This window comes from Shimia gijangensis (assembly GCF_900142085.1).
Classification (GTDB): domain Bacteria; phylum Pseudomonadota; class Alphaproteobacteria; order Rhodobacterales; family Rhodobacteraceae; genus Shimia; species Shimia gijangensis.
On record NZ_FQZQ01000034.1, the window covers coordinates 1 to 22779 of the forward strand.

General features: G+C 54.1%; 22 protein-coding genes and 2 pseudogenes. 8 read left to right on the plus strand and 16 right to left on the minus strand.

Features of this window, described 5'->3' with window-relative positions; all coding sequences use genetic code 11:
• The 8 genes from BUC32_RS18715 to BUC32_RS18755 form a co-directional block, all read right to left on the minus strand.
• Positions 1 to 1098: IS1182 family transposase (locus BUC32_RS18715; protein ID WP_139280791.1), on the minus strand; the 1098-nt coding region annotated here is incomplete at its 3' end.
• A gap of 135 nt (positions 1099 to 1233) precedes the next feature.
• Positions 1234 to 2295, minus strand: coding sequence for a tyrosine-type recombinase/integrase (locus tag BUC32_RS18720; protein WP_073256714.1), 1062 nt, complete (start codon positions 2293 to 2295; stop codon positions 1234 to 1236).
• Positions 2288 to 3961 carry a tyrosine-type recombinase/integrase gene (locus tag BUC32_RS18725; protein WP_073256717.1) on the minus strand — a complete coding sequence of 558 codons (1674 nt, stop codon included), beginning with the start codon at positions 3959 to 3961 and terminating at the stop codon, positions 2288 to 2290. Before BUC32_RS18725 ends, BUC32_RS18720 begins: the two co-directional genes overlap by 8 nt.
• Positions 3962 to 4135: 174 nt before the next feature.
• Positions 4136 to 4348 carry a helix-turn-helix domain-containing protein gene (locus tag BUC32_RS18730; RefSeq protein WP_073256720.1) on the minus strand — a complete coding sequence of 71 codons (213 nt, stop codon included), beginning with the start codon at positions 4346 to 4348 and terminating at the stop codon, positions 4136 to 4138.
• 855 nt (positions 4349 to 5203) lie between these two features.
• Positions 5204 to 6220 carry an AbrB family transcriptional regulator gene (locus BUC32_RS18740; protein ID WP_073256726.1) on the minus strand — a complete coding sequence of 339 codons (1017 nt, stop codon included), beginning with the start codon at positions 6218 to 6220 and terminating at the stop codon, positions 5204 to 5206.
• Between the two features lie 34 nt (positions 6221 to 6254).
• Complete coding sequence (locus BUC32_RS18745) at positions 6255 to 7769, minus strand: tripartite tricarboxylate transporter permease (RefSeq protein WP_073256729.1); 1515 nt, start codon at positions 7767 to 7769, stop codon at positions 6255 to 6257.
• A 4-nt stretch (positions 7770 to 7773) separates the two neighbouring features.
• Complete coding sequence (locus BUC32_RS18750) at positions 7774 to 8256, minus strand: tripartite tricarboxylate transporter TctB family protein (protein WP_073256740.1); 483 nt, start codon at positions 8254 to 8256, stop codon at positions 7774 to 7776.
• Between the two features lie 64 nt (positions 8257 to 8320).
• Entirely contained in the window at positions 8321 to 9307 is a 987-nt protein-coding gene (locus BUC32_RS18755; RefSeq protein ID WP_073256798.1) for a tripartite tricarboxylate transporter substrate binding protein, read from the minus strand.
• Between the two features lie 108 nt (positions 9308 to 9415).
• On the opposite strand from BUC32_RS18755, the gene BUC32_RS18760 reads away from it, so the two are divergent.
• From BUC32_RS18760 to BUC32_RS18790, 7 genes and pseudogenes are all read left to right on the plus strand, one after another.
• The gene (locus tag BUC32_RS18760) at positions 9416 to 10081 is read left to right on the plus strand and encodes a response regulator transcription factor (RefSeq protein ID WP_073256801.1); all 666 of its coding nucleotides are present in this window, start codon (positions 9416 to 9418) and stop codon (positions 10079 to 10081) included.
• Positions 10074 to 11441: a sensor histidine kinase gene (locus BUC32_RS18765; protein ID WP_073256804.1), complete on the plus strand. Its 1368-nt coding sequence runs from the start codon at positions 10074 to 10076 to the stop codon at positions 11439 to 11441. Before BUC32_RS18760 ends, BUC32_RS18765 begins: the two co-directional genes overlap by 8 nt.
• Positions 11420 to 12427 (plus strand): ABC transporter substrate-binding protein, encoded by a 1008-nt coding sequence (locus tag BUC32_RS18770; protein ID WP_073256807.1) that lies wholly within the window; start codon positions 11420 to 11422, stop codon positions 12425 to 12427. The genes BUC32_RS18765 and BUC32_RS18770 overlap by 22 nt, the downstream gene beginning before the upstream one ends.
• A gap of 430 nt (positions 12428 to 12857) precedes the next feature.
• A complete protein-coding gene (locus tag BUC32_RS21155; protein ID WP_073256810.1) occupies positions 12858 to 13556 on the plus strand; it encodes a HipA N-terminal domain-containing protein in 699 nt (232 codons plus the stop codon).
• Entirely contained in the window at positions 13553 to 14086 is a 534-nt protein-coding gene (locus BUC32_RS21160) for a HipA domain-containing protein (RefSeq protein ID WP_073256813.1), read from the plus strand. Before BUC32_RS21155 ends, BUC32_RS21160 begins: the two co-directional genes overlap by 4 nt.
• Before the next feature lie 296 nt (positions 14087 to 14382).
• Positions 14383 to 14625 carry a hypothetical protein gene (locus BUC32_RS18785; RefSeq protein ID WP_073256816.1) on the plus strand — a complete coding sequence of 81 codons (243 nt, stop codon included), beginning with the start codon at positions 14383 to 14385 and terminating at the stop codon, positions 14623 to 14625.
• Positions 14626 to 14762: 137 nt separating this feature from the next.
• Positions 14763 to 16137, plus strand: a pseudogene (locus BUC32_RS18790) (IS1182 family transposase).
• Positions 16138 to 16327: 190 nt separating this feature from the next.
• On the opposite strand, the gene BUC32_RS18795 reads toward BUC32_RS18790, so the two are convergent.
• The 6 genes and pseudogenes from BUC32_RS18795 to BUC32_RS18825 form a co-directional block, all read right to left on the minus strand.
• A complete protein-coding gene (locus BUC32_RS18795) occupies positions 16328 to 16972 on the minus strand; it encodes a hypothetical protein (RefSeq protein ID WP_073256819.1) in 645 nt (214 codons plus the stop codon).
• Positions 16972 to 17445 (minus strand): hypothetical protein, encoded by a 474-nt coding sequence (locus tag BUC32_RS18800; RefSeq protein WP_073256822.1) that lies wholly within the window; start codon positions 17443 to 17445, stop codon positions 16972 to 16974. The genes BUC32_RS18795 and BUC32_RS18800 overlap by 1 nt, the downstream gene beginning before the upstream one ends.
• A 43-nt stretch (positions 17446 to 17488) precedes the next feature.
• Positions 17489 to 18121 (minus strand): hypothetical protein, encoded by a 633-nt coding sequence (locus tag BUC32_RS18805; protein WP_139280792.1) that lies wholly within the window; start codon positions 18119 to 18121, stop codon positions 17489 to 17491.
• Between the two features lie 195 nt (positions 18122 to 18316).
• A complete protein-coding gene (locus BUC32_RS18815; protein ID WP_073256831.1) occupies positions 18317 to 19150 on the minus strand; it encodes a hypothetical protein in 834 nt (277 codons plus the stop codon).
• Between the two features lie 132 nt (positions 19151 to 19282).
• A complete protein-coding gene (locus BUC32_RS18820; RefSeq protein ID WP_139280793.1) occupies positions 19283 to 19483 on the minus strand; it encodes a hypothetical protein in 201 nt (66 codons plus the stop codon).
• A 458-nt stretch (positions 19484 to 19941) separates the two neighbouring features.
• Positions 19942 to 20751, minus strand: a pseudogene (locus BUC32_RS18825) (IS110 family RNA-guided transposase); the annotation flags it as partial.
• A 66-nt stretch (positions 20752 to 20817) separates the two neighbouring features.
• On the opposite strand from BUC32_RS18825, the gene BUC32_RS18835 reads away from it, so the two are divergent.
• Positions 20818 to 21947, plus strand: a protein-coding gene (locus BUC32_RS18835; protein WP_139280794.1) for an IS3 family transposase whose coding sequence is annotated in 2 segments (ribosomal slippage) — positions 20818 to 21091 and positions 21091 to 21947 — 1131 coding nt in all. Because the reading frame shifts where the segments join, the coding sequence is not laid out codon by codon here.
• On the opposite strand, the gene BUC32_RS21030 is transcribed toward BUC32_RS18835, so the two are convergent.
• Positions 21875 to 22273 (minus strand): DNA cytosine methyltransferase, encoded by a 399-nt coding sequence (locus tag BUC32_RS21030; protein ID WP_245815219.1) that lies wholly within the window; start codon positions 22271 to 22273, stop codon positions 21875 to 21877. The genes BUC32_RS18835 and BUC32_RS21030 overlap by 73 nt on opposite strands.
• Positions 22270 to 22647 carry a hypothetical protein gene (locus tag BUC32_RS21035; protein ID WP_245815220.1) on the minus strand — a complete coding sequence of 126 codons (378 nt, stop codon included), beginning with the start codon at positions 22645 to 22647 and terminating at the stop codon, positions 22270 to 22272. Before BUC32_RS21035 ends, BUC32_RS21030 begins: the two co-directional genes overlap by 4 nt.
• Positions 22648 to 22779: the final 132 nt, after the last annotated feature.

A 22779-nucleotide genomic window follows, 5' to 3' on the forward strand; every position in this document is an offset into this window, starting at 1 on the left:
CTTCAACGCGCACCCGGTGCAATCGGACTTCTGCGCCCGATACTTGCGGGCTTTCCAGCTTGGCGCGTTTCGCGCGGGATCGGAATAGCTGCGCCAGGTGTGTTTCATCTCTTTGCCGCCCGGGCAGATGTAGCGGTCGTTCTCATCATCCCATGTAAAGTCGGATCGTGAGAACGTTCCATCCGTGCGCTCGCCCTTGTCAAAGACAGGTATGAAGGGGAGGATTTGCCGCTTGAGCGCGAGCCAAACCAGATTATCGGATGAACCATACGCGGTATCTGCTGCGATCCAGTCTGGCTTCAGGCCGAAGCGTTCTTCGGTCCGGTCCAGCATTTTGCGCATGGCACCGACTTCAGCCGTTTTGTTCGTCCGGCTAGCGTCCACATCAACGATGATGCTGTGGTCTGTATCAATCAGATAATTGGTAGAATACGCAAAGAAAGCAGGACCTTTGCGCGCCGCAGTCCACTGACTGGCGGGGTCGGCATGGGCTGTGAACTTCGGTTTGACGGTCGTGGCTGCACCAAACGCTTCATCATCCAAGGTGTCGAGATATTCTCGCACTGCCCGAGGCGCGTCGCCTGGGTCGATCTCACGAGCGGCCCAGTCATCAGGATTGCTGGAGTTCTGCTTCTGAACATCCGCGCTGATTAAGCTAGCATCAACGGCAAACCCCTGACCTCCGACCAGCCCTTCCTGCATGCAGCGCGCAACGGTCAACTCAAATACATGGCGCAGCAGGTCACTCTCGCGAAAACGGCCGTGGCGGTTCTTTGAGAAGGTCGAGTGGTCTGGAACTTGGTCGGTCAAATCCAGACGGCAAAACCAGCGGTAGGCGAGGTTCAGATGAACCTCTTCGCAGAGCCGGCGTTCTGACCGAATACCAAAGCAATACCCCACCAACAGCATCCGTATGAGCAGTTCCGGATCAATGGATGGACGGCCCGTGTGACTATAGAAATCCGAAAGATGCGCCCGGATGCCGCTCAGATCAACAAACCGATCAATCGACCGCAAAAGGTGATCTTGCGGGACATGATCTTCCAGAGAGAACTCATAGAACAGCGCCGCTTGCGCCTCCAGTTTCAGCCCCATCATCGCCAAATCCTCCGCTTCCGTACGGAAATTGAATCAGCGACTGCACCTCAAATCAACAAGAGTTTTTCAACAAAATCGGCTCCTAGCTGCCATTCGCTGCATTTTTCACGAACGGCGGCTTTCGAGGCCTGCGCATTATCCTACCCACTTGCCTCCTTCCTTGCGCATCCCCGCGATCATCTCCTGATAGCTGTCACACGCACTGATCCCCTTGGCGCGATTGTAATGCTTGTTAGCCATGTTGAGCGTGGTGTGGCCGAGGACGTCACGAATGATGTTGGCGTGCTCGGGGTCGGTTTCCGCGATGTAGGTTGCTGCGACGTGGCGGAAGGCGTGGGGGCGAAGCTCAAGGCCCAGCACACGCTTCATCACTTTGGGAAATTCACGGGAGAAGCCGTCAGGCGTAATCGGGTCACCATATTGATTGATCCAAAGCGCTGAGTGGGATTTGCCCTGCAAGAGAACCGGGCGGTGCACCTCGAGATAACGTTGCATGTGGGGGATCAGAACCTTGGGCAGCGGAAAGTCTTGGGGACGCTTGGTTTTGATGTCCTTGGCCTCATAGTGGAGATGCATCCCGTCTGTTTGCATCTTTAGGTGATCATTGAGGTCGGTGGCCAGCAATGTGCGGCGACGCACCGGGCGAGTAACAAGAAAGGCAATCATCAGCCCCTGACGGAAGCGGATCGCTTGCATCATATGCGAGTAGCGATTGTTGCCATCATGAATGTCGATCCAATCAAGGGCATGGCGCAGGGCTTTACTAGCCGTGATATCATGAGGAGGCGGTAGGCTCTGGCTGTCGGCCTTCTTGCGAAGGCGATTGGACGCACGATTAAGCCAGTCCCAATCCGCGTCCGGGGCGACAGCACGAATAATCACGCAGAGATCCGAGATGAGACCATGGACACTTTTGGGTGCAAGGCGGGCCACGCATTCTTCCACGTAGGCCGGTACACTGCCCTTGGTCACACGCTCTGCCGGAGACATGGTCAGTTGCTCTGGGTGCTTGCGTAACAAAAACGACAACCATTGTCCGTAGCCTTGGCGGCGTTTCTTGCGGCTGCCTTCGCTCCACTCAACGCAAGCACCACTTTCTTCAAAGAACTTACCGACAGTAAAGAGGGCGTCCCAGGCAGAGCGATCCACCTGAGGCCAGTCTTCATATTTGAGAACAAGGGGGATGAGGTTAGCCATGATTGCCACCCCATTTGCCAAGAACCACCTTGTCATAATGCTCATGCGCCCATTGGTTCGAGAGATCAGCATAAAAAGTCATGGTCGTCTCCAGCCTCTTGTGCTTCAGCAGACGGCGCACTGTCTCAAAATCTCCAGGGCGTTCCTTGAGATAAAGGTAGCCTGCCAGATGACGGAACAGGTGCGCATGCACCTTCAGGCCCGTCTCGCGATAGATCAGTGATTTGATGTCGCTGCCAAGGTTCCCCGGATCGCGCGGCTGACCATTGCGCTTCATTGGAAACAGGGCCGGACCATTGGCGCTCGTAAGAAGGTGGCGGTGTTTCATGATGTAACTGTGCAGCAGCCTGGACGTACAAGGATTAAGAACAACTTCGATATGCTCCTTGTTTTTCACGTCCTCCGCATCCACGCGAATGGAATAGCGGGTTTGGGTGCCATTGCGATGCGCGATGACATTCTCATCCAGTTCTAGATGAGCGAGGTTCTTGGCACGCATCGGGCAGGACAGCAGGATCGATATGGCAACCGCATGCATGGCCAACAAAGCAGAAGTGCGGGAGCCGGGGTTTGCGGCGGCACGGGCCATAAGGGTGTCTGGGAGGCTGAGCAGGCGGACGACATTCTTCCAATCATGAAACTGACCCAGACGCTTGCGGTTTTTGCCGCTCATGCCCTTAACAGCAGGCGTTGTCATCTTCTTGATCTTTTGAATAGCGTCGAACTCTTTCTCAGGCAGTTTGAGATAATGACGCGCAATGGCCACAAGAGTGGCAGAGATGTTGTGCAGCCCGCCGTCTTTGGGCTCGGTTAGTCCGCGCCGCTTCATGATCGCCGCAAACGCGCGCTTGATGTTGTTGGCTGTAATCGCGTCCGCCAACGATGGAAGGGTCTGAGGATCGGTTCCCGCTCCAGCCAGAGAGTCGAGGTATTGACGAAGGTGGGCTTCGATGTTGCGCAGAGAGGTCGGGCGCAAAGGTTCATCGGGCCCTTCGTCATCAAACGGGCTGGCATGACGCAAACGATCCAGATAGGCCCCAATCTCATCCTGCAAGGATTGCGGATATGTGGTGAGGGCGCGGCAACGATGCTGCCCGCCTTTCTCATAGCTCAGATAGGTGAGCGGCAAGTTCTTGCGTTTGACGATGCCATTCCAGGCTTGAGCGATTGCCTTGCAGATTTTCGCGGGGTCTTTCCCCAGAAGGTGGGCATCAAGATAGGATTGGAACGCAGACATCAGTGCGTCATCCACTGCATCAGGCTCCCCCCCTTGCTGTGCGCAGTAGTTCACAAGGCGGGCGAACATGTGAACCTGATGCTTGGCCTCACAGGACGACAGAAAAGCTCTCCACGCCCCATCAGGTTCAGTCTTGGGAGCCGCTGGGGGCAGATACCCAGTGAGCTGCAGTGCTTTGGAGAGATCTGTCTTTATGTTGCTCAGCGACTTGGCCGAGATACCCGCTTGTGCGGGATGGATGCCTGCTAGCTGAGCACGAAGGGTAGGGGCGTCCGTCGGCAGGTCTTCCGGGGCGCGGTTCAGGAACTTGGCGACGCGGTTGATCGAAGAGATCATGTCACGACGGCGAATTTCGGTGAGTTTGGGATAGGCTTTCAATGCGACGATAGCGTCGGCCAAAGTTGCGGAGGATTTTTTATCAAAAGGCATGGGGTTTTCCTTTCAGCCTTGAGTTTGGAATAATGATGAAATGGGACGGTTACGCCTGTCTTGACCCTTGGTGGCCCACGCGCGGACATTCGGGAAAACGCAGCAGTCAATTTGTATCCGAAGTTGGTGAAGGGGCTTTCCCGAGAGCCGGAAAATACCGGCCTTTTGAGGACATTAGAGGACATGGCTTGCAGCCGTGTTGCTGCGGGCTGCGGCAAAGGCCTTGAGGTCCGCGCGAGCTATTCGCCAGTCGCGACCAAGCTTAGTTGCAGGCAGGTCACCTGAGGCAATCCAACGGCGCACAGTCTTGGGGCAGACTGCAAAGACTTCGGTGACTTGACGGACGCTCAGGTAGGTGGCGGTTTGTGGGAAGGGCAGCTTAGGCATGGGCCACCTCCTCCTGTTGCTCAGTGCCGCGGGTTGCAAAGTCAGCGCGAGCCGCCTCGCGCGCCAGAAGGCGGACAAGAGCGATGAGAAGGGTGGGAGAGGTATCGCCGGGATTTTTGAACCCGGGTTCACTGGGAGCAATGCTCATCTTGCAGTACCTTTGATTGAACCGCTCGCGACGATGATTGAACGCAGTTGCAACAGGGCTGAGCCTGAGCAAGCACCGCTTACGCGTCTTCAATCATTGCCATCGAGTGCTCCGAAAGGTGCTCCCTGCGGCGCAGCTGTTAAGGCTGCTGTGGGTGGGAAGTTGGCCTGGAAAGTCTCCGATGATGAATGGCCAACAGGTCGATTGAGCTGGCAGATGCCAGCAGTCAAAGAGGAATTAGATTCTGAAAGTACTTGTAACTAAATTGATTTAAAAAATGTTTAAGGGAACGATTGCTTCGCAAACTCTGAAGGTAATACATTGCAGATCCGCTGTTTCTCTTATTAGAGACCACCAGAAAACTGCGTTGCAGTTGCTTACAACGTTGTTGGCAGACAAGGGTTCTAGCTACAAAGGGCGGACAACGGACATTCGCCGCTGTCGCGAACCGATCAGGCCATGGGATAGGCAGCCGACATTCGCATGGACGTCAATACAATGTCTTTGTCGCGCCACAGCATGACTGCTTCGAGCCCAAAGCGATGGATGCTGCACAAGTCATGAACTTGAAGTATGGGCTGGAAACCGGCATTCTCTGCTTTGCGAACCAAGGTGAGCTACACGTTGGAAGCAGACACAGCATAGTGTGTCGAATGACCAAATGGTTCTCGTTGGTGTAACCCTCTTGCTTGCGACATTCCTTATGCTCACCTCTTGTGAAAGAGCCGTTCGACAAGAGGTGAAAACAGGACCACCAGAACGATCCTTAGGACATGATGAGAGACGACATAAGCCAGATCTGCTCCGGCGATGATGGCGATGACCACCATTTCGGCCTGCCCGCCGGGCAAAAAGGCCAACAGGGCGTCAAGGGAGGGCGCCAACCCTAACCAAACGATCAACGCGAAGAACGAGGCTGAGACAAGCCCCAAAAGGATTGAATACACCAGCCCGGCAACGACATTTTCCCGCACTTCCCGCTGGGTGATCCGCACGTATTTCACCCCGACAGCAATGCCGATAAAGAACTGTGCTGCCTGAATGATTTCGGCAGGTGGTCGGGTGTGGATAATGCCCGTCAACGACAGTATGGTCGTCAGGATAATCGGCCCCAGAATGGATGCTCCAAACAGGCCAATGTGCTCAAAGAACTTCCAACCCACCAGCCCCGCAACAACCATGATCACAATCTGTGAAGCCTCAATGTCAACCATTGGATTGCCCGGCGCTCCGCTCAGGTCTAGCGACCAGATACTCTGCATCAAAAAGGGTGCGCAGCTGACTAAAACGACAACCCGTGTCGCATGGATTAGGGACAGCGCGCGGGGGTCACCGCCTGCCTCTTCGCCAAAGATCAGCATGTCCTGAAGGCCTCCGGGCATGGCGCTGTACCAAGCAGTCACCGGATCGAGCCCGAACCCGTAACGCAGCAAGGGAAACCCTAGTGCTGCGATCGTGCAGATGAACAACGGGACAAACAGAAGAGAGCTGGCAATCTCGGGCATGCGCCCCAGGAGCTCTGGTGTGATCGAAGCGCCGACTGCGACGCCCAGAAACGTGCGCATGAAAATCCCGAATTGACCCGCTCCTTTCAGATCAAGGCCTGCCAATGCCGCGATCAGACAGGCAAACATCGGCCCAAGCAAAAACGGCAAGGGCAGCCCCAAGAGGTAAAACCCCAGGCTGCCCAAACCAGCGATGCAAAAAGTTACACCCCGGGCCACATCGAGATCCTTTTCATGTCAAAGCCCGAAGGTCTCAATCACCGTCTGCAACGCCCTGCGCGCGGGCGCGGGCACGGTGTGCACGGTAACTGGGCAGAACCACCAGCAAACCAGCGATCACCAACAGACCAAGTGTCATCGGTCGTTCCCAGATAAAGCCGATACCATCATAGAGCTGCATCGAACGAGAGAAGTTGTCCTCGAGCATGCCGCCTAGAATGAAACCAATCAGCAAGGGTGCCAGCGGATAATCTGCAAATCGCAGGGCCGTGGCGCAGATACCAAAACCCACCAGTAATAACAGCTCAGTGGCGTTGTTCTGCCCGATGTAGGCCCCCATCAGCGTGAAAAAGAGGATGAAAGGGATCAGGTAGTTGCGCGGGATCGACAGCACCTTGGCGATGTAAGGGATCAGTGGAAGATTGAGGACCAAAAGCACGAGGTTGCCGATGAACATCGACATAATAACGGCCCAAAAAATCTGGGGTTCATCGATCATCAGCCTTGGCCCCGGCGTCACGTTAAGCGCGATCAGCGCACCCAGCAGGATGGCCGTGGTGCCAGACCCAGGAATGCCGAGCGTCAACAAAGGTACAAACGAGCCCGTGCAGGCGGCGTTATTGGCCGTTTCCGGCGCAGCCAGACCTTTGATCGAGCCTTTGCCAAACTCTTCCTGCTCCGCTTTCGTGGCGATGTTGCGTTCCACGGCGTAACCAAGGAAGCTCGCAATTGTCGCGCCTGCTCCTGGCAAAACGCCAATGAAGAACCCTTGCAGCGACTGACGGCCGATAACGGGGGCGATGGCCTTTGCTTCAGCCCTTGAGATGCGCAGGTCCTTGATCTCACTGTCCTGTTCGGCTTGGGCCGTTTTGGGCTTTAGAACAAGGAAAAGCGCCTCAGGCAGAGCGAACATCGCCATTGCAAGGGTGATGAAACCGAAACCCGACTGCAAGTCCATGATGCCCATGGTAAAGCGCGGCATGTTAAACAGGGCCCCTTCACCAACGGTGGCCATGATCAGGCCGAGGATGGTCATGACCAACGCCTTGGCAACCTGACCGGTACCCGCAAAAGCCGCAATGGCCGAGAGGCCCACAACCATGAGCGCGAAGTACTCAGCTGAATGGAACAACAGCGCGACGGATGAAAGCGCAGGGGCAAAGATCATCAGCAACAATGCACCGATGCTGCCGCCTGCAAAGCTAGCGATTGCAGCAATGGTCAGCGCCTTGCCTGCTTTGCCCTGCTTGGCCATCGGGTAGCCATCAAAGCTCGAGGCAACGGTCCCCGCGACCCCCGGAGCATTCAGCAGAATAGAAGAGGTCGATCCGCCAAAGATCGCGCCATAATACACTCCAGCCAACAGGATCAGTGCAGCAGAGGGGTTACCCATGGAAATGGCAACCGGGATCATGATGGCGATGATCGACATCGGGCCAAGACCCGGCAGCATGCCGATGAATGTGCCAATCAAACAGCCGCCGATCACCATCAACAGGTTCTGAAAAGACAGGGCCGTTTGCAGGCCGATCAAAAGTCCTTCGAGCATGTCATTACCCTCCTAGAAAGCCTGGTAGTGGACGCAGGTAAATGCCCAGAACCTGTTGCACGAGATACCAGACCACGAAGGTCGCGATCAGCGACACGGGCGCCATCACGACCCATTTACGCTCGCCCAGAATGAACGAGCCAAGGATCAGGAAAGCGCCGGTGGAAAAGATGAACCCCAAGGGGCGCAGGCAGAGCGCATAGGCGACCATGAGGACCAAAAGCATCACAGCCTGATCCAGCTTGTACTGGCCCAGACGCCGGTAATCGATGTCGGCCTCTTTCGGTTCAGCCTTTTCTAGGCCCAGCAAAATGACCAGCGACGTCAACAGACCGATGACAGACAGAACCTTGGGAAAGGTGCTTGGCCAGATCGGGTTGCGTTTCATGAACGGGGCAAGCGCGCCGTCCATCGTGAACCAGGCGGCATAGCCATAGGCCAGGCAGATGCCGACCAGAATTAGCGCGATCCAACGATCGAGTGCCATGATCCTCTCCTTTCGTGAAAGTGGACAGAGCGACTCGGGGCCGCTCTGTCTGAATGCGGGGCCCTTAGAGGAAGCCCAGCTTCTTCATCAGATCGCCGATGACCTGTTCTTGGCCTTCGAGGAAGGTTTTGAAGTCATCGCCCGAGTTGTGGATGTTCACCCAGCCGTTACGGGCGCGCACGTCTTCCCATTCAGGGGTGGCATACATCTCGGCCAGCGCTTTTTGGTACATGGCCAGCTTGTCTGCGGGCAGGCCCGGAGCCGCAAAGAACCCACGCCAGTTCACAAATGTGGTGTCGATGCCTTGTTCCATCATGGTTTGGGCATCGGGGGCTGCCGGGACACGTTCGTCCGAGGTCACGCCGATGATTTTCACTTCACCCGCACCGGCCAGATCAACCGCTTCCGAGAAACCGGTCGACAGTGCCGCGATTTCCCCCGACAAGAGAGCTGCCATAGCTTTGCCGCCTGCGTCATAGGGGATGTACTTGACGGACAGAGCGTCTTTGCCTGCCGCTTCAAATGTCATCGCCGCAACCAGATGGTCCATGCCACCCGGAACCGAACCACCACCAATGGCAGTGCCGCGTGGGTCGGCGTCAAATGCGGCCATTAGATCGCTCATTGAGTTGATCGGGCTGTCTTTGCCCACAACAATCGCGGCGTAGTCACCGATCGTGCCAGCGACCAGTGTCAGGTCGCGGAAGTTGTGCGGGAACACACCCGTGAGCGAACGGATCACGATCGGGGTCGAGTTGACCATCAGCGTTCCGTGGTTGCTGTCAGCGTTTTCGATCAGGAAACCGATGGCCTTGCCACCGCCGCCACCCGACATGTTCTCGTAGGACGCATTGCCAACGATACCTGCCTTGGTCAGTGCCTCGCCCGTACCGCGTGCAGTACCATCCCAGCCGCCACCGGCACCACCGGGAATTAGAAAGTGAATGCTGTCGAGAACCTTGTGCCCGTCAGCCATCGCAGGCGCGCTAAAAGCCATCGCAGCCAAGGCGGTTGCCATCAGGGCGCGGCGGCCCAGTGAAAATGTCGTCATGATGTCCTCCAAGTTTGACAACTGTCCGAAAGGCGGCTCAGTTAAGTAAACTAACCACGGCAACCTGACACGGACCTGACACGGCCGTTTCCAAGTGAAAAAAGACGCATGAAATTCCTATTGGTTGAAGACAACATCGAACTGGCGAACGCAATCTCTTCGCGCATGCAGTTTGATGGCCATGTGGTTGATCATGCTGAAAGAATTAAGGACGCCCTGGCGTTCCAGGACACCGGGGAATACGATCTGATCCTGCTTGATATCATGCTACCAGATGGCGATGGCCGCTCGTTTCTGAAACAGCATCGGGCCGGAAAAAAGGACACCCCGGTCATCGTTCTGACCGCGCGTTCTCAGGTGTCAGACAGAATCAGCATGCTTGATCTCGGGGCCGACGACTATGTCACTAAACCCTTTGATCACGAGGAACTTCAGGCCCGATGCCGCGCCGTTTTGCGGCGTAAATCCGGCACCGCACAGACCATCATCCGATTGGGCAACGTTGCCTTTGACCCCGTTGCAGGAAGCCTGACAATCGACGACGCCCTCATCAACCTGCGCAACCGCGAACTGCGCCTGCTCGAACTGTTGATCAACGCTCCCGGACAGGTCTTTCCGAAACACAAGTTGTTCGATCGCCTCTTTGCCTACGACGAAGATGTCTCGGAAAACGCAATCGAGGTCTATATCGGCCGTTTGCGTAAGCATCTTGAATCCTCCGATCTGAATATCACGACCCTGCGCGGCCTTGGCTACAGGCTTGATCATGGCTGACATAGTCAACGTATCGGGGTCTTTGCGCAACCGCCTGACGCTCACCTTGATCGGAGGGGCCGCAGTACTCGCAGTTGTCCTTTTTATAGTTGTTCGCGGATATGCGGCACAGATCGCTCAACAAGGGCAGGACAGTATTCTGGAGGCCTCGGTTACCTCAATTCTGGACACCGCTATCCTGCGCGACGGCCAGGTCGAGGTGGATTTCCCATATGCTTCGCTATCAATGCTTGGCACTGATTCTGACGATCGGGTCTTTTATGCGATCTATCAGGATGACACGCTCTTGTCGGGGTATAAGGCCTTGCCGCACGACGGGAAAAGCCTTCAAAATCAGACAGTTCACAAGACAGCTACCTATGTGGAAACCCACGTTCGCATGGCGACGGCGTCTCGCATATTGGTTGGGGCAAACACCCGAACATTGATATCGGTTTCTGTCGCCCAAACCCAGGATGCCTTGCAGGTGACGCTTGCTCGGATTTCGCGCAATGTTGGACTTTTTGGCGCGGGTTTCTTTCTGCTTTCGGTCCTGCTGTCCTTTTGGGCAACTGCCACCACGATCCGACCCCTGAAACGCTTGACCGGGTCCGTCACAAAACGGGGCCCTAAAGACCTAAGCCCGGTGGCAAGCCCGGTTCCCGTGGAAATGGCGCAGTTGGTAACGTCGCTCAACAGCCTGATGGGGCGGCTTGATACCTCACTCAGACAGTCCGAAGACTTTATCGCCGAGGCCGCCCACCGCGTGCGAACCCCATTGGCAACCGTGCGCTCTCATGCCGAAGCGACACTGCAACGCGTCGATCGGGATGAAAACCGGCAAGCTTTACGCTCAATGATCCGGGCCATTGATGAAAGCTCTCGTGCTGCAGGGCAGTTGTTGGATCATGCGATGACCACTTTTCGCGCGGATCACCTTGAACGGGTCGACGTCGATCTGGTTGAAGTGTTGCAAGAGCTTGTTCTGCGTTTAACCCCGTTCGCTGAGATGAAAGACATCGACCTTGTGATCACCGGAGAGGATCAGGTGATCATACAAGGCGACAGTATTCTTTTGCAGAATGGCATTCGGAACCTGATCGACAACGCGCTGAAGTATTCTCCGGCAGAGAGCGAGATCTCTATCCGCGTGACATCGCAGCCGAAACCAACCATCGAAATCTGCGATCAGGGTCAGGGGTTTCCTGAAAAGGACATGGACCAACTGGTCTCGCGGTTTTCCCGCGGCGATAACATCAAAGGCATCATTGGTTCTGGTTTGGGGCTCACCATTGCAAATGATGTGGCGCTGGCACATGGCGGAACATTGACTTTGAACAACCGACCTGGAGGCGGAGCATGCGTTACCTTTTCGTTTTGACCCTTTGCCTATGGCCGCTGGCTGTTTGGCCGCAGGATTGGGAAGACCGGCAGGTGTTCAAAGGAACCTCTGACGGGCAAACGCTGCGCATTCTTTCCAGCACTGACACCTCGTATTTTGCTCCAATCATCGACCAGTATTTGAAAGAGCATCCCGATTGGTCAGTTGAGTACCTGGTCGCAACAACCGCCGCAATCGATCAAACCTTCCGTAAGAATCCGGATCAGTTTGATATTGTCATCTCCAGTGCCATGGATCTGCAACTCAAACTGGTTAACGACGGTTTTGCGCTTGAGCTTTCTGAGATTGACCACCACGATTGGGCACAATGGCGGCAGCGTCTCTTTGCGTTCACCGCAGAACCCGCAGCAATTGTACTGAACAGTGCCGCTTTCGAGGGTCAAGCAATCCCTCAGACACGACAGGAGCTCATCCAAGCGCTCCGCCAGCAGCCAGACAAGTTTCATGGCAAGGTGGGTACATATGATGTTCGGCAATCGGGTCTGGGCTATCTTTTTGCTACACAGGACGCTCGGATGTCAGAAACCTATTGGCGGCTCATGGAAGTTATGGGCAACCTCAACGCGCAACTCTATTGTTGTTCGGGTGAAATGATTGACGACGTAGCGACCGGAAAGCTGTTGGTCGCCTACAATGTTCTGGGCAGCTATGCCGCCGCCAAACAGGAGGCAGATCAACGTTTTGAGATCATTTTACCATCAGATTTCCCGACCACGATGATGCGAACCGGATTAGTTTCGAAAGGGACAGGCCAAGGTGAGGCTTCCGAAGAGTTCATCCGACAAATGATAGCATTTCAATCGAATGCCGAGAATGAGGCATCACCTCGACTGCCTCCTTTGGACATATCCCCGCTCGGGGCGAGACCATCAGTGATCTCTCTTGAACCCGCTTTGCTGACCTACCTTGATAGGCTCAAAAGACGGACCTTCATCAAGGAATGGATGAATGCAGTTATTCAGTAAACTGCACTTGGGTGGCAGCTGCGAAATTGGTGTCTGGCGTAGACCATCAACCCGACGTTACGAAGACAGGAAAAGTACGAAACAGGTTCTTTTGAGCTGATAGTTGCCGCCAGCCTAACCTAGTACGAATGGCAGCTATGTCCCACATAGCGTGAATTCGCCCGACTCCTCATTTTGCAAACGCAGCGAAAGTCCGGTCTCACGAGCCGCAACGCAGCGGAGGAGACGGATGATCAACGGCGGTTGTGGGCCGTTAGTAGTCAAACCCGGCAACTAAGCTGTGTTCGACAACGGCGGTTGCGGGCTCCCGCAACCAAAATAACACATACTTATCAACGATTAGCACCCCAAGAGGGCGCTTCTTGCGTTTTGCGCTACAGGCTTGGTGCTACGCCGCAGAGCAAAGATAACCACGAGTGCAGTTGGTGAAATGGCCACAAAGCTGGCATCCAACGTGTTTGATAGGCGACAGGTCCATTTCGCCTATGCACGAGACTGGCTCGACTGGGAGCACCGAATGCCGGTGTCGTTATCGTTGCCATTACAGGAAAACCGCTTCAGCGGAGCACCTGTGATGGCCGTCTTTGACAACCTGTTGCCTGACAGTGACCTCATTCGTCGAAGGGTCGCAGAACGCGTCGGGGCTGAAGGTGTGGATGCCTTCAGCCTGCTGTCACAAATTGGGCGTGACTGCATCGGTGCGCTTCAGTTCCTTCCCGACGGACAAGAGCCACAGCCAATGTCCGAGCTGACTGGGGAGCCTGTTGATGACGATCAGATCGGGGCAATTTTGAGCGATCTCGATCTTGCGCCACTGGGTATTCGCCGCGAGAATGACTTCCGCATTTCCGTCGCGGGCGCGCAGGAAAAAACGGCGCTGCTTCGTAAAGATGGCCAGTGGATTGAGCCAACCGGCACGACGCCAACCACGCACATCATCAAGCCGCAAATCGGCAGGCAGCCCAATGGCATGGATCTGTCTGACAGTGTAGAAAATGAATACCTTTGCCTGAAGTTGATGGAAGCGTTTGGGCTTCGGGCTGCGAATGTTGAAATGGCTCAGTTTGGCGACAAGCAAGCCTTGGTGGTTGAGCGTTTTGATCGGCGCTGGACGTCTGGTGCCGCTTGATCCGTCTGCCGCAGGAGGATTGCTGTCAAGCATTGTCCGTTGTGCCTACCCAGAAGTACCAGAACGAGGGCGGCCCTGGAATCTCAGATATCATGGATCTATTGTTGGGAAGTGATGACCCCAACAAAGACCGGTACGATTTTTTCAAAGCGAATGTCCTGTTCTGGTTGCTGGGCGCGACAGACGGACATGGTAAAAACTTCAGCGTCAGCCTCTTACTCGGCGGTCGCTTTCGCATGACACCGCTTTACGACGTTTTAACGGTGCAGCCGACTGTCGATGCGCGACAGATTGAGCGAAAGTACTTCAAACTGGCCATGAATTTCGGCAACTCAAACCACTACAAGGTTTCGAATATCGTTGGTCGGCACATCGTGGAGACCGGAGTTCAATCCGGCTTATCCCGCGCTGTCGTACAGGGCCTATTCGAAGAACTGCAGGAGACCTCGCACGCGATCGTTGAGGCCACGTTCAACCAGCTTCAAGAGGATTTCCCAGAGTCGTTGCTTGCTTCGATCGATGCGCGCTGAAGGCTAGGTTGCACCTGTTGAACTGAAACTGGTCGCGCTTGACTGGTGCGAAGATGCGTCTTTTCCGGGTCAAACGAAATCAGATCAGGTTGCCGTAGCCATAAGCAGTTCCTCAATGATGTGTTTCTGATTGCTGAACATAAGTGGGCAGCCGTGCAAGACGCGGTGTGGACACCGCTTCAACAGGAATATTCCCCTGCGCTAGCGCATTCCTCGCGACCCAATATTCCAGCTGACATCTCCTTGGTGCCCGCGTTGGTCGTGTTCATCGAAACACTCAAAATGAGGATCAAACAATGGCTACTCAAACTCTGAAACTGAACGTCAAATCCGGTGAAAAAGACGGCAAGAACTTCTGGGACCGCTGCGGCGTGCTCTTCGTCAACACCGACGACCGCAGCAACATCACGTCGATCAACGTCAAACACAGCATGTTCCCCGACGTCGAAATGTCGCCTTCCCACGCCGCGATGACGATCCGGTTACCGAGTGACCGGTGCGCCGGGGCGGGTTTTCCGCCCCGGAAAAACCGAAGCTGAGTGTGGATCGCTGCCAATTGGACTTCAACAAGTATCCGATGTCGCATCGGTGCAACTCCCAATTCTGTTGAAAAACTCTTATTGATTTGAGGTGCTGTCGCTGATTCAATTCTCGCAAGGATGCGGGGGATTTGGCGATGATGGGACCGAAGCAAGAAGCGCAGGCGGCGCTGTTTTACGAGTTCTCGATAGACGATCATGTGCCACAAGATCATCTGCTACGGTCGATTGACCGGTTCGTCGATTTGGACGACATCCGTCAGTATCTCGCAGATTTTTACAGCCATACAGGCCGTCCATCCATTGATCCTGAACTTTTGATCCGGATGCTATTGCTTTGGTATCCGGTCGGAACGCCGCCTTTGTGAGGAAGTGCATTTGAACCTCGCATATCGTTGGTTCTGCCGCCTCGATTTATCTGATCCAGTGCCGAACCATTCGACGTTTTCCAAGAACCGGCATGGGCGCTTTCGGGAGAGCAAACTGCTGCGCCATCTGTTTGAGAAGACCGTTGCACGTTGCATTGCAGATGGTTTGGTGAGCGGCCAACGTCTCGCGGCAGATGCCAGCTTGATTGAGGCCGACGCGAACAAACAGAACTCCACGCCAAAGGAATATTGGGATCGTAGCACCATTGATCCAGACGATGCGCCGCGTGCTGTGAAGGAGTATTTGGATGTCTTGGATGACGCGGCCTTTGGTGCTGCATCCACCGTGGAACCCAAATTTACGTCCCATTCCGATCCATCCAGCCAGTGGACAGCGGCTCGTAAGGGACCAGCGTTCTTTAGCTATTCCACCAATTACCTGATTGATACCGATTACAGCGTGATCGTCGATGTGGAAGGCACAAGATCGATCCGACAAGCAGAAGTTGGGTCAGTGCGCACCATGTTGGATCGGATCAAGGAACAGCATGATATTGACCCAGAACGGCTTATTGCAGACAGCGCTTATGGATCAGGGCCAATGCTGGGATGGCTCGTTGACCGCGACATCAACCCCCATATTCCTGTACTGGATAAAGCGGGTCGGACAGACGGCACATGGAGCCGCATCGACTTCGAATGGGACCCCGACAACAACCAATATATCTGCCCAGAAGGCGAAGCGCTCAAACAGTTCCGCCGCAACTATTCTGATCCCAATCGCGGTCCAAGTGGCAAGGGCGTCGCCAAGTACCAAGCTTTGAAGCACACCTGCCAAGCCTGCCCGTCAAAGATGAAGTGCTGCCCGAACGCAGATGCGCGCAAGATCACCCGCGAAGAGCACGAGGATGCTCGACAGGTCGCCCGCGACATCGCAAAGACCAAGCAATATGCCATCTCAATGCGCCTGCGAAAGAAGGTCGAAATGTTGTTTGCTCACCTCAAACGCATCCTCGGGCTGGGACGGCTGAGATTACGTGGTCCATGCGGCGCAAATGACGAATTCCTCCTCGCCGCAACCGCCCAAAACCTCCGCAAATTGGCCAAGATCTTTCCTGCACCGCAGCAAATGCGCAAAGCCTGACAAGAAAGGCGCTCACACTCTGTTTGAACCGCTATTTTCTGCGCTAGCAAAACGTTGTTTTTCCACAGAATCTCCCAAGACCGGACCTTCGCTGCAAGTGCAAAATCGGCAGTTGGCGGAACTGGTGCTCTGCGGACTTTGTGGCCGTTGGCAACTTTTCTGCTCAGAAGTTCGGTCACTTGGTGCCAACCTAATTCGGACTAAGCACAACACCACGTTTTTGATTGATGCCACCACCGTTCCATTCAACCAAACCAAATAATTGGAACTTCTGCGCTGAAACAGATTCAACTATCAGATAGTAGACGAACTCTACGGTGGCGGTTTTCCCTTTTCCTATTAAGTGAGGGAGTTCCGACGAGTTACATCCGACAGCTGCCGCGAACCCAGGGCCGCTAACATCGGACATGATAGGGCTCGCTTCGAGATCCCAATCATCGGCATCCGTAAACTTCAATGCAACGTTGTTTACCCCATCGCCCATCATCAACTCAGACTCGGCTTCAAATATTTTAACTTGTGATGTGCTTTGTACGTTCAACGGAATAACTTTGCCGCCGCCGGTCATAACTGCGCTGCCAACAGTCAGCGTATAGTCTCCCGATATGTCCCTCGAAGTTACCTGTTTTCCGCAAAGCGACCCCACGCCAATCCCATTGTTTTCGGAATCCCCCGCTTGCGAACTTGTTCCTTCTTCTACACAGATTTCTTTTTGATCCGACTGGCTAACCTCACCATCATCTTCCGGATCGCATAAATTTTCCTGCGCGACGGCAGGAGATCCGATCAAAAGGGACAAAGCTAGGGTCGTCCAAATGTGCAAACGGGCGGCCATTACAACCCACCAACTTTTGCTTCAAACGCGCCTTCAAATGCGTGGCTTCTGGATGCATCCAATGTTCGCCCGAAATCGTTAGAGAAATCTGCGTTAAGAGAAATCGTTCCCTTCAAGAATAACAAATCGTCTTGTTTGCTTGCTTCTTGAACAACAACAGAAAACGTTTCGTCTGGGCGCGCCACAAAACTATCGACCCTTGTAATCGACATTCTCGCCTCCGGTGTTTCAGCTTTTCCGCCCATCAAATTGAACCCAATAAAGAATATCTTCAGATCCGATCCTTCAATATCCATTTTGAAAGCCATCGAAACGGAACCAAAGTCCGGATTCCCACGGTGGTCTGTTTGAGACGGCATCAATTCAAATGACACGGCAGTGCCATCAAATTCTCCGGTCAAGGCGCCAGACTCTTGAGCGTTTACAGGCAAAACAAAGCTCAAAAAAAGCGCGGCTACGATCCATTTCTTCATAATTAATTATCCTTTCGAAACTTCATCCTTCAACATTGTTTGTCTATTCGGTCGCCAGAACTCTGCACTTTAGCTGCGCGATTGGGCGATACCCTTGAACAACAGTTGCTCTCATGTCTTCCAACAGAAATTGATAAATTTTGTTTTTGTCTTCACGAACACGAACACGAATTTTATCTGGAAGTTTGGTGCCCATACCTTCCCAGAGAATCGCGTCCTCCAATTCGACAGGGCCATCATTAAGTTCAATATCGAAGTCAGCAGAACCTATATCGATCCTAACCGGTCCGCCGGCCACTGCATCATTCTCAACATCAAACAGCCCTTCCCCCGTAGATTGGGTGAATTGATAAACCAAACGACTGTCGTTCTCGTTTGGAGGTTCTTCGACGCAAATTAGGCCTGACGCCTCCGCTACGGTACCACAAACCAACAACGCGATTGGGGCCAAATGCCAAAATTTCAAATTCTTTATTGATCCCATGAAAATACCCCACACCTTAATTGCAGGGTACACTTCCTTGGAGTGAATGCAACGCGCGCCAAAGCGTCTTGATTTATTGTTGGATTGGTCGATTTGGGCTGATTGTGTTGAAAAACCCCAGTTTTGTCGAAAATTGGTGAAAAAGTTGCACGCTGAGGGGCGGCCGAGAGTTTTCGCCAGAGCGTCGGCCAAAACACCGGTTATGCCGCGTGGGCAGCCGCCATGGCCTGCTCTGGGCAAGTGGCGTCAGTTTTACTGATGCATTAGAAATTGGCGAAATAGTGAGGGTGCCGAGTTTTCTGGTTTTTCAACACAATGGCTCAGAGCCGCCACTCGCTGCATGATGTGCCAAGGCCTGCTATCACGGGTTTAATCTGACAGTGCCGATCAGACGGTTTGTAGGAACAGCGCAGTCGCATAGGCGCGACGGCGGTTTTCGTCGATCATCTGGGCAACGCGGATCATGGTCATGCCTCGCATGATCAGGTTGGCCGGAATGAATGCCCATGCGCTGATCGTCCAAATCAAGGTTATCGAATCATCCAAATAGATCGGGTTAATCACGTCCGACATCATTTGAACAATCGCTGGGATCAAGAATGGCATCAAAAAACCTAACACAATGTTAAGACGTCCGTCGCGTTGCAAGCGGGGCAGTACGTCGCCCCCTGCTGTTGGATCAAACAATGGCAGGTTCACCCAAACGTTGAACGCGCCATTTCGTGCAGGCCAGCCAAGAATTCGGACGTAGAAGAAGAAAACGGTCAAGGTCAAGAGTGAGATGAAATAGGCCATTCCTGCGGCAGTGCGTACCGAAAGCACAAGCTCACAAGAGGCATTGTCTGGCAGTATGATGGCGATAAAACGCACTGGTGAAAATGGAAAATTGATCCAATCTCCCACCACCATGCCCAATGAGCGCAAGAAAGACGTTAGCGCACTTGGCTCATACTGGCCTCGAGCAATGATTGAGAGTGACAAGACGCAAAGGAAAAGCGCCAAAAAGCGTAGCCGATTAAATGGTGGGGCATAGCGAAATTCCACAATGCTCGGGTAGCTCGACAGATATTCGAAGAAGACTAAAATGCCAGCAAACAGAGACAGCAGAACGACGATGTGAATGGCATCGGTTGTCGCATGCGGAAGAATCAGAGCAGGCGTCGCTATCAGCAACGCCATCAATATTGCACGCGTGAGCGCACTTACGAATTTACCGATCACTGCCTATTCCCTTCTGCCTGGGTGATCTCGATACATTGCCGCGATCTTTTTCCAACTTGATCTTGCCTTTTCTAGGCTCACCGAGCGCCCAGTTTCTGCAGTGTTGGAGTACCAACATGATGCCAAAACACGTTAGGCCGCTGGCTGTTGAACATGTGGTGCCTGTGAAGGCTGAAGTGCCGAAAATACAAGTATGTCTGCGGTGATGAATAGGGCGCCAAGGGCGCCGCTGCCGGAAACGATAGCAAGAGCCATGAACGCGAAATGACTGGCGATCAGCGCAGCAATGGCGGCTGCGCCCCCTATACACAATGCCAGTGCAAGAATACCCAACTTCACTGCTCCTCCGACGAATATGGCGTCTTGTGGATCAGGCTAAGCCTAACGGTTATGGCTCAGTAATCGCCGCTCCTGACCCTAACGGCATCTTTCGAGACCTTTATGGTGAGAATGTGGCAAATTTGTGTGGCGAATGTGCGGATTGAAGCCTGGTCCAGCGGCCAACGGTGTCAGAGGAAACTCGGTTGTGAACCCGCAGCGAATGGCATGTGTGGATGGCACCTGCATAGCAAGACATTTTTGATCCGATTTGTGCATTTGTCAGAAGCAGTCATGTGTCCGGCCCGTTTGCGCGGTTTTGGCGGCTGGCCCTGATGGGTTCCGCAAACCAAGTTCCTATCAGCTTTGCGGGCTATAATGCCCGCGCCATTCGGCGGAGTGTCTTGGTTTTGGCGGCAGACTTATGCACGATCATCTCGCAGGTCTTGCTAACTCGTAGTGTTCTTTCCTTCTTAGGCTGTATGTGGGGAATAGGGTTCGTTGCGGGTGAGAACGGCCCTGACGATCCTTGCCGTTTTATTGGCCATAGCGACAGTTGCGACGCGCGCTGGTTTGCGTTCCAGCAATGATGTCAACCATTTGCTTGCGCGCTCCGGGTGCGACCTAGTCTGTCGGACGCGTGACGTCGTGCCTACGACGAGCAATGATCGTAAGTATTGATCACCCATTTTCGTAATGCGCCCGAGCTTCTCTTTGCCGCCGCTGGATTTGTTCGCAGGCGTCAGACCCAGCCATGCAGCAAACTCGCGGCCATTGCGGAACTGATGACCATCACCAATGCTGGCGATGATTGCCGAGGCCGTCACAGCGCCGACGCCTGGTATTGTGCGCAACAAACGGACCCGCGCATCTTCTTTGGCAACCAGTTTCAACCGCTCTTCATACCAGCGGACCCGTGCATGCAATGCCATGAGATGTTCGCATAGATTTTGGATCACGTCATTAGCAATCTCGGGCAGGTCCAGCACTTCGCCCGCCAAAATACCCTCCGCAAATCCGATGACACGCGCGAGGCCCCTTGCGATGAAAACCCCGAACTCAGCGACCATACCACGCAAACCATTGATCAGCTGCGTGCGTTGGCGGACAAGCAGATCCCGTGCGCGATGGAGCGATAGCAGAGCTTGTTGTTCAACCGTCTTTACCGCAACAAATCGCATCGTCGGACGCGTCACCGCTTCACAAATGGCCTCGGCATCAATGGCGTCAGACTTCCCGCGTTTGACGTATGGTTTGACATACATCGGTGGGATCAGCCGGACTGAAGTGGTCCGGCAAATTTGGGCAGCGTGCTAAGGTGTATCCAACACGAATGAATGGATACGAGAATGACGAAGCGACGGAATTTTTCAGACAAGTTTAAGGCTGGTGTGGCGCTTGAGGCTCTGCGTGGGGACAAAACGGTTCAGGAGATCGCCGCCAAACGCCAGTTGCACCCAACGCAGGTGAGCACGTGGAAACGGCAAGCGATTGAGGGCATGGCCGGTGTTTTCTCTGACAAGGTCAAGAAGGCTGAGAATAAGGACGGCGAGATCAAAGAGCTTCACGCCAAGATCGGCCAGCTCGCGGTGGAAAATGATTTTTTGTCACAAGGGCTAAAGCGATGAGCCCGTCTGAACGCCGCGAGATGATCCGTAAAGAGAACACGGGCTTGAGCCTGACGCGCCAGTGTAAGCTGCTCAAGATCAGTCGCTCCTCCATTTACTACACGCCGGTTGGCTTTGATCAGACCACGATTGAGCTGATGCACGAGATTGACCGGATATTCACGAAGTATCCGTTCTTTGGCAGCCGCCAGATCGCGGCATATTTGCCCCAATCAGGGTTTTCGGCAGGGCGACATCGTGTGCGCCGCCTGATGGGCATCATGGGGTTACAGACCATCTACAAAGGGCCAAACACCAGCAAGAAGCACCCGCAGCATAAAATCTGGCCATATTTACTGAGAAAGCTGCCAATCACGCGGTCCAATCATGTTTGGTGCAGCGACATTACCTACATTCCAGTGAAGAACGGCTTCCTGTATCTGGTAGCAATCATGGATTGGGCGACCCGTAAGGTGCTGTCCTGGAGGCTGTCAAATACGCTGGACGCCAGCTTTTGCGTGGAGGCTTTGGATGAGGCCATCGCCAAATATGGAACGCCAGAGATCATGAACACAGATCAGGGCAGCCAATATACAGGCACTGATTGGATCACGACCCTGACCAAGGCCGAAATCAAGATCTCAATGGACGGCCGAGGAAGGTATCTGGACAATATCTTCATCGAACGGCTCTGGCGGTCCTTGAAGCAGGAGGCTGTGTACCTGCACGAGATCACCAACGGGTTCCAAGCCAAAAGGATCATCGACGACTGGATCGGCTTTTACAACACTGAGCGGCCTCACACCGCACTCGACAAACGCACGCCAGACGCGGCATACTTCGAGCCGACAGAGATACGAAAAGCGGCATGAACACAAAACAGATGCATCTTAGCAAAGCCGCAAACCTGTCCGAAAAACCAGGACCACTTCAGTACGTAGTGGTTGGCTTTTTTCGTGCCAAGCGAGGACAGATCCTCCATCAACAGCTCGAAAACAAGTCGGCTTTCAACTGTCGATGAGAGCATGCCCTTTACGTTCTCCATCACGAAAGCTGCAGGTCGAAGTCGGTCAAGCACGCGAATATACTCGCGGAACAGGTAGTGGCGCTCATCCTTTTCGGGCACGTAGCCGACTTTGCCCTTGGATCGGGCACGCCCAACAAGGGAATAGGCTTGACAGGGTGGCCCGCCGATCAAAATCGTCTCGTCATAGTTTTTTTCAGTTTCGCGATAGCTTCGTCAATCTCTGCCGCTGCACTCTCGGAGCCAAGTTCGAGTGCTCGAGCCTCTTCATTGGCTTTGCGCCACGCTTTGGCATCGACAGAAGACCAATCAGGCTCAGTGACTAGCCCTGCATGAAAATCGATGTACTGGTCGGGCAGGATGCCGTGAAGGGCCTGGTACTCACGCAAGAATGCGCGCAGCGTCAGGGTGCGGTGGGCCGATGCCTCCTTCTCGACCGATATGCCGATCTGGAACGGCACATGTCCGTTCTCAACAAAGGAGGCAAAGCCCTCGCCAAGTCCGCCTGGTCCGGCGAACAGATCGACAATACCGAAAGTGGGGGACAAATCATGCTCCTAACGAAATGCAATCAGTCTTTGTATACTAAAGCTACGCGCTTTTAACCTGATGCATACCCGGCCTCGCAAAAGTAGTTCCAGCATTCTTGCGGTGTGAACATGTCGCAGACTTCGGCCAAT

Bases quoted from the DNA above. Each gene is read 5' to 3' on its own strand.
- BUC32_RS21155 (WP_073256810.1), top strand. From the start codon at position 12,858: ATGGCCACAAAGCTGGCATCCAACGTGTTTGATAGGCGACAGGTCCAT.
- BUC32_RS18785 (WP_073256816.1), top strand. From the start codon at position 14,383: ATGGCTACTCAAACTCTGAAACTGAACGTCAAATCCGGTGAAAAAGAC.
- BUC32_RS18795 (WP_073256819.1), bottom strand. From the start codon at position 16,972: ATGGCCGCCCGTTTGCACATTTGGACGACCCTAGCTTTGTCCCTTTTG.
- BUC32_RS18745 (WP_073256729.1), bottom strand. From the start codon at position 7,769: ATGCTCGAAGGACTTTTGATCGGCCTGCAAACGGCCCTGTCTTTTCAG.
- BUC32_RS18720 (WP_073256714.1), bottom strand. From the start codon at position 2,295: ATGGCTAACCTCATCCCCCTTGTTCTCAAATATGAAGACTGGCCTCAG.
- BUC32_RS18760 (WP_073256801.1), top strand. From the start codon at position 9,416: ATGAAATTCCTATTGGTTGAAGACAACATCGAACTGGCGAACGCAATC.
- BUC32_RS18800 (WP_073256822.1), bottom strand. From the start codon at position 17,445: ATGAAGAAATGGATCGTAGCCGCGCTTTTTTTGAGCTTTGTTTTGCCT.
- BUC32_RS18765 (WP_073256804.1), top strand. From the start codon at position 10,074: ATGGCTGACATAGTCAACGTATCGGGGTCTTTGCGCAACCGCCTGACG.
- BUC32_RS18725 (WP_073256717.1), bottom strand. From the start codon at position 3,961: ATGCCTTTTGATAAAAAATCCTCCGCAACTTTGGCCGACGCTATCGTC.
- BUC32_RS18730 (WP_073256720.1), bottom strand. From the start codon at position 4,348: ATGCCTAAGCTGCCCTTCCCACAAACCGCCACCTACCTGAGCGTCCGT.
- BUC32_RS18755 (WP_073256798.1), bottom strand. From the start codon at position 9,307: ATGACGACATTTTCACTGGGCCGCCGCGCCCTGATGGCAACCGCCTTG.
- BUC32_RS18770 (WP_073256807.1), top strand. From the start codon at position 11,420: ATGCGTTACCTTTTCGTTTTGACCCTTTGCCTATGGCCGCTGGCTGTT.
- BUC32_RS18750 (WP_073256740.1), bottom strand. From the start codon at position 8,256: ATGGCACTCGATCGTTGGATCGCGCTAATTCTGGTCGGCATCTGCCTG.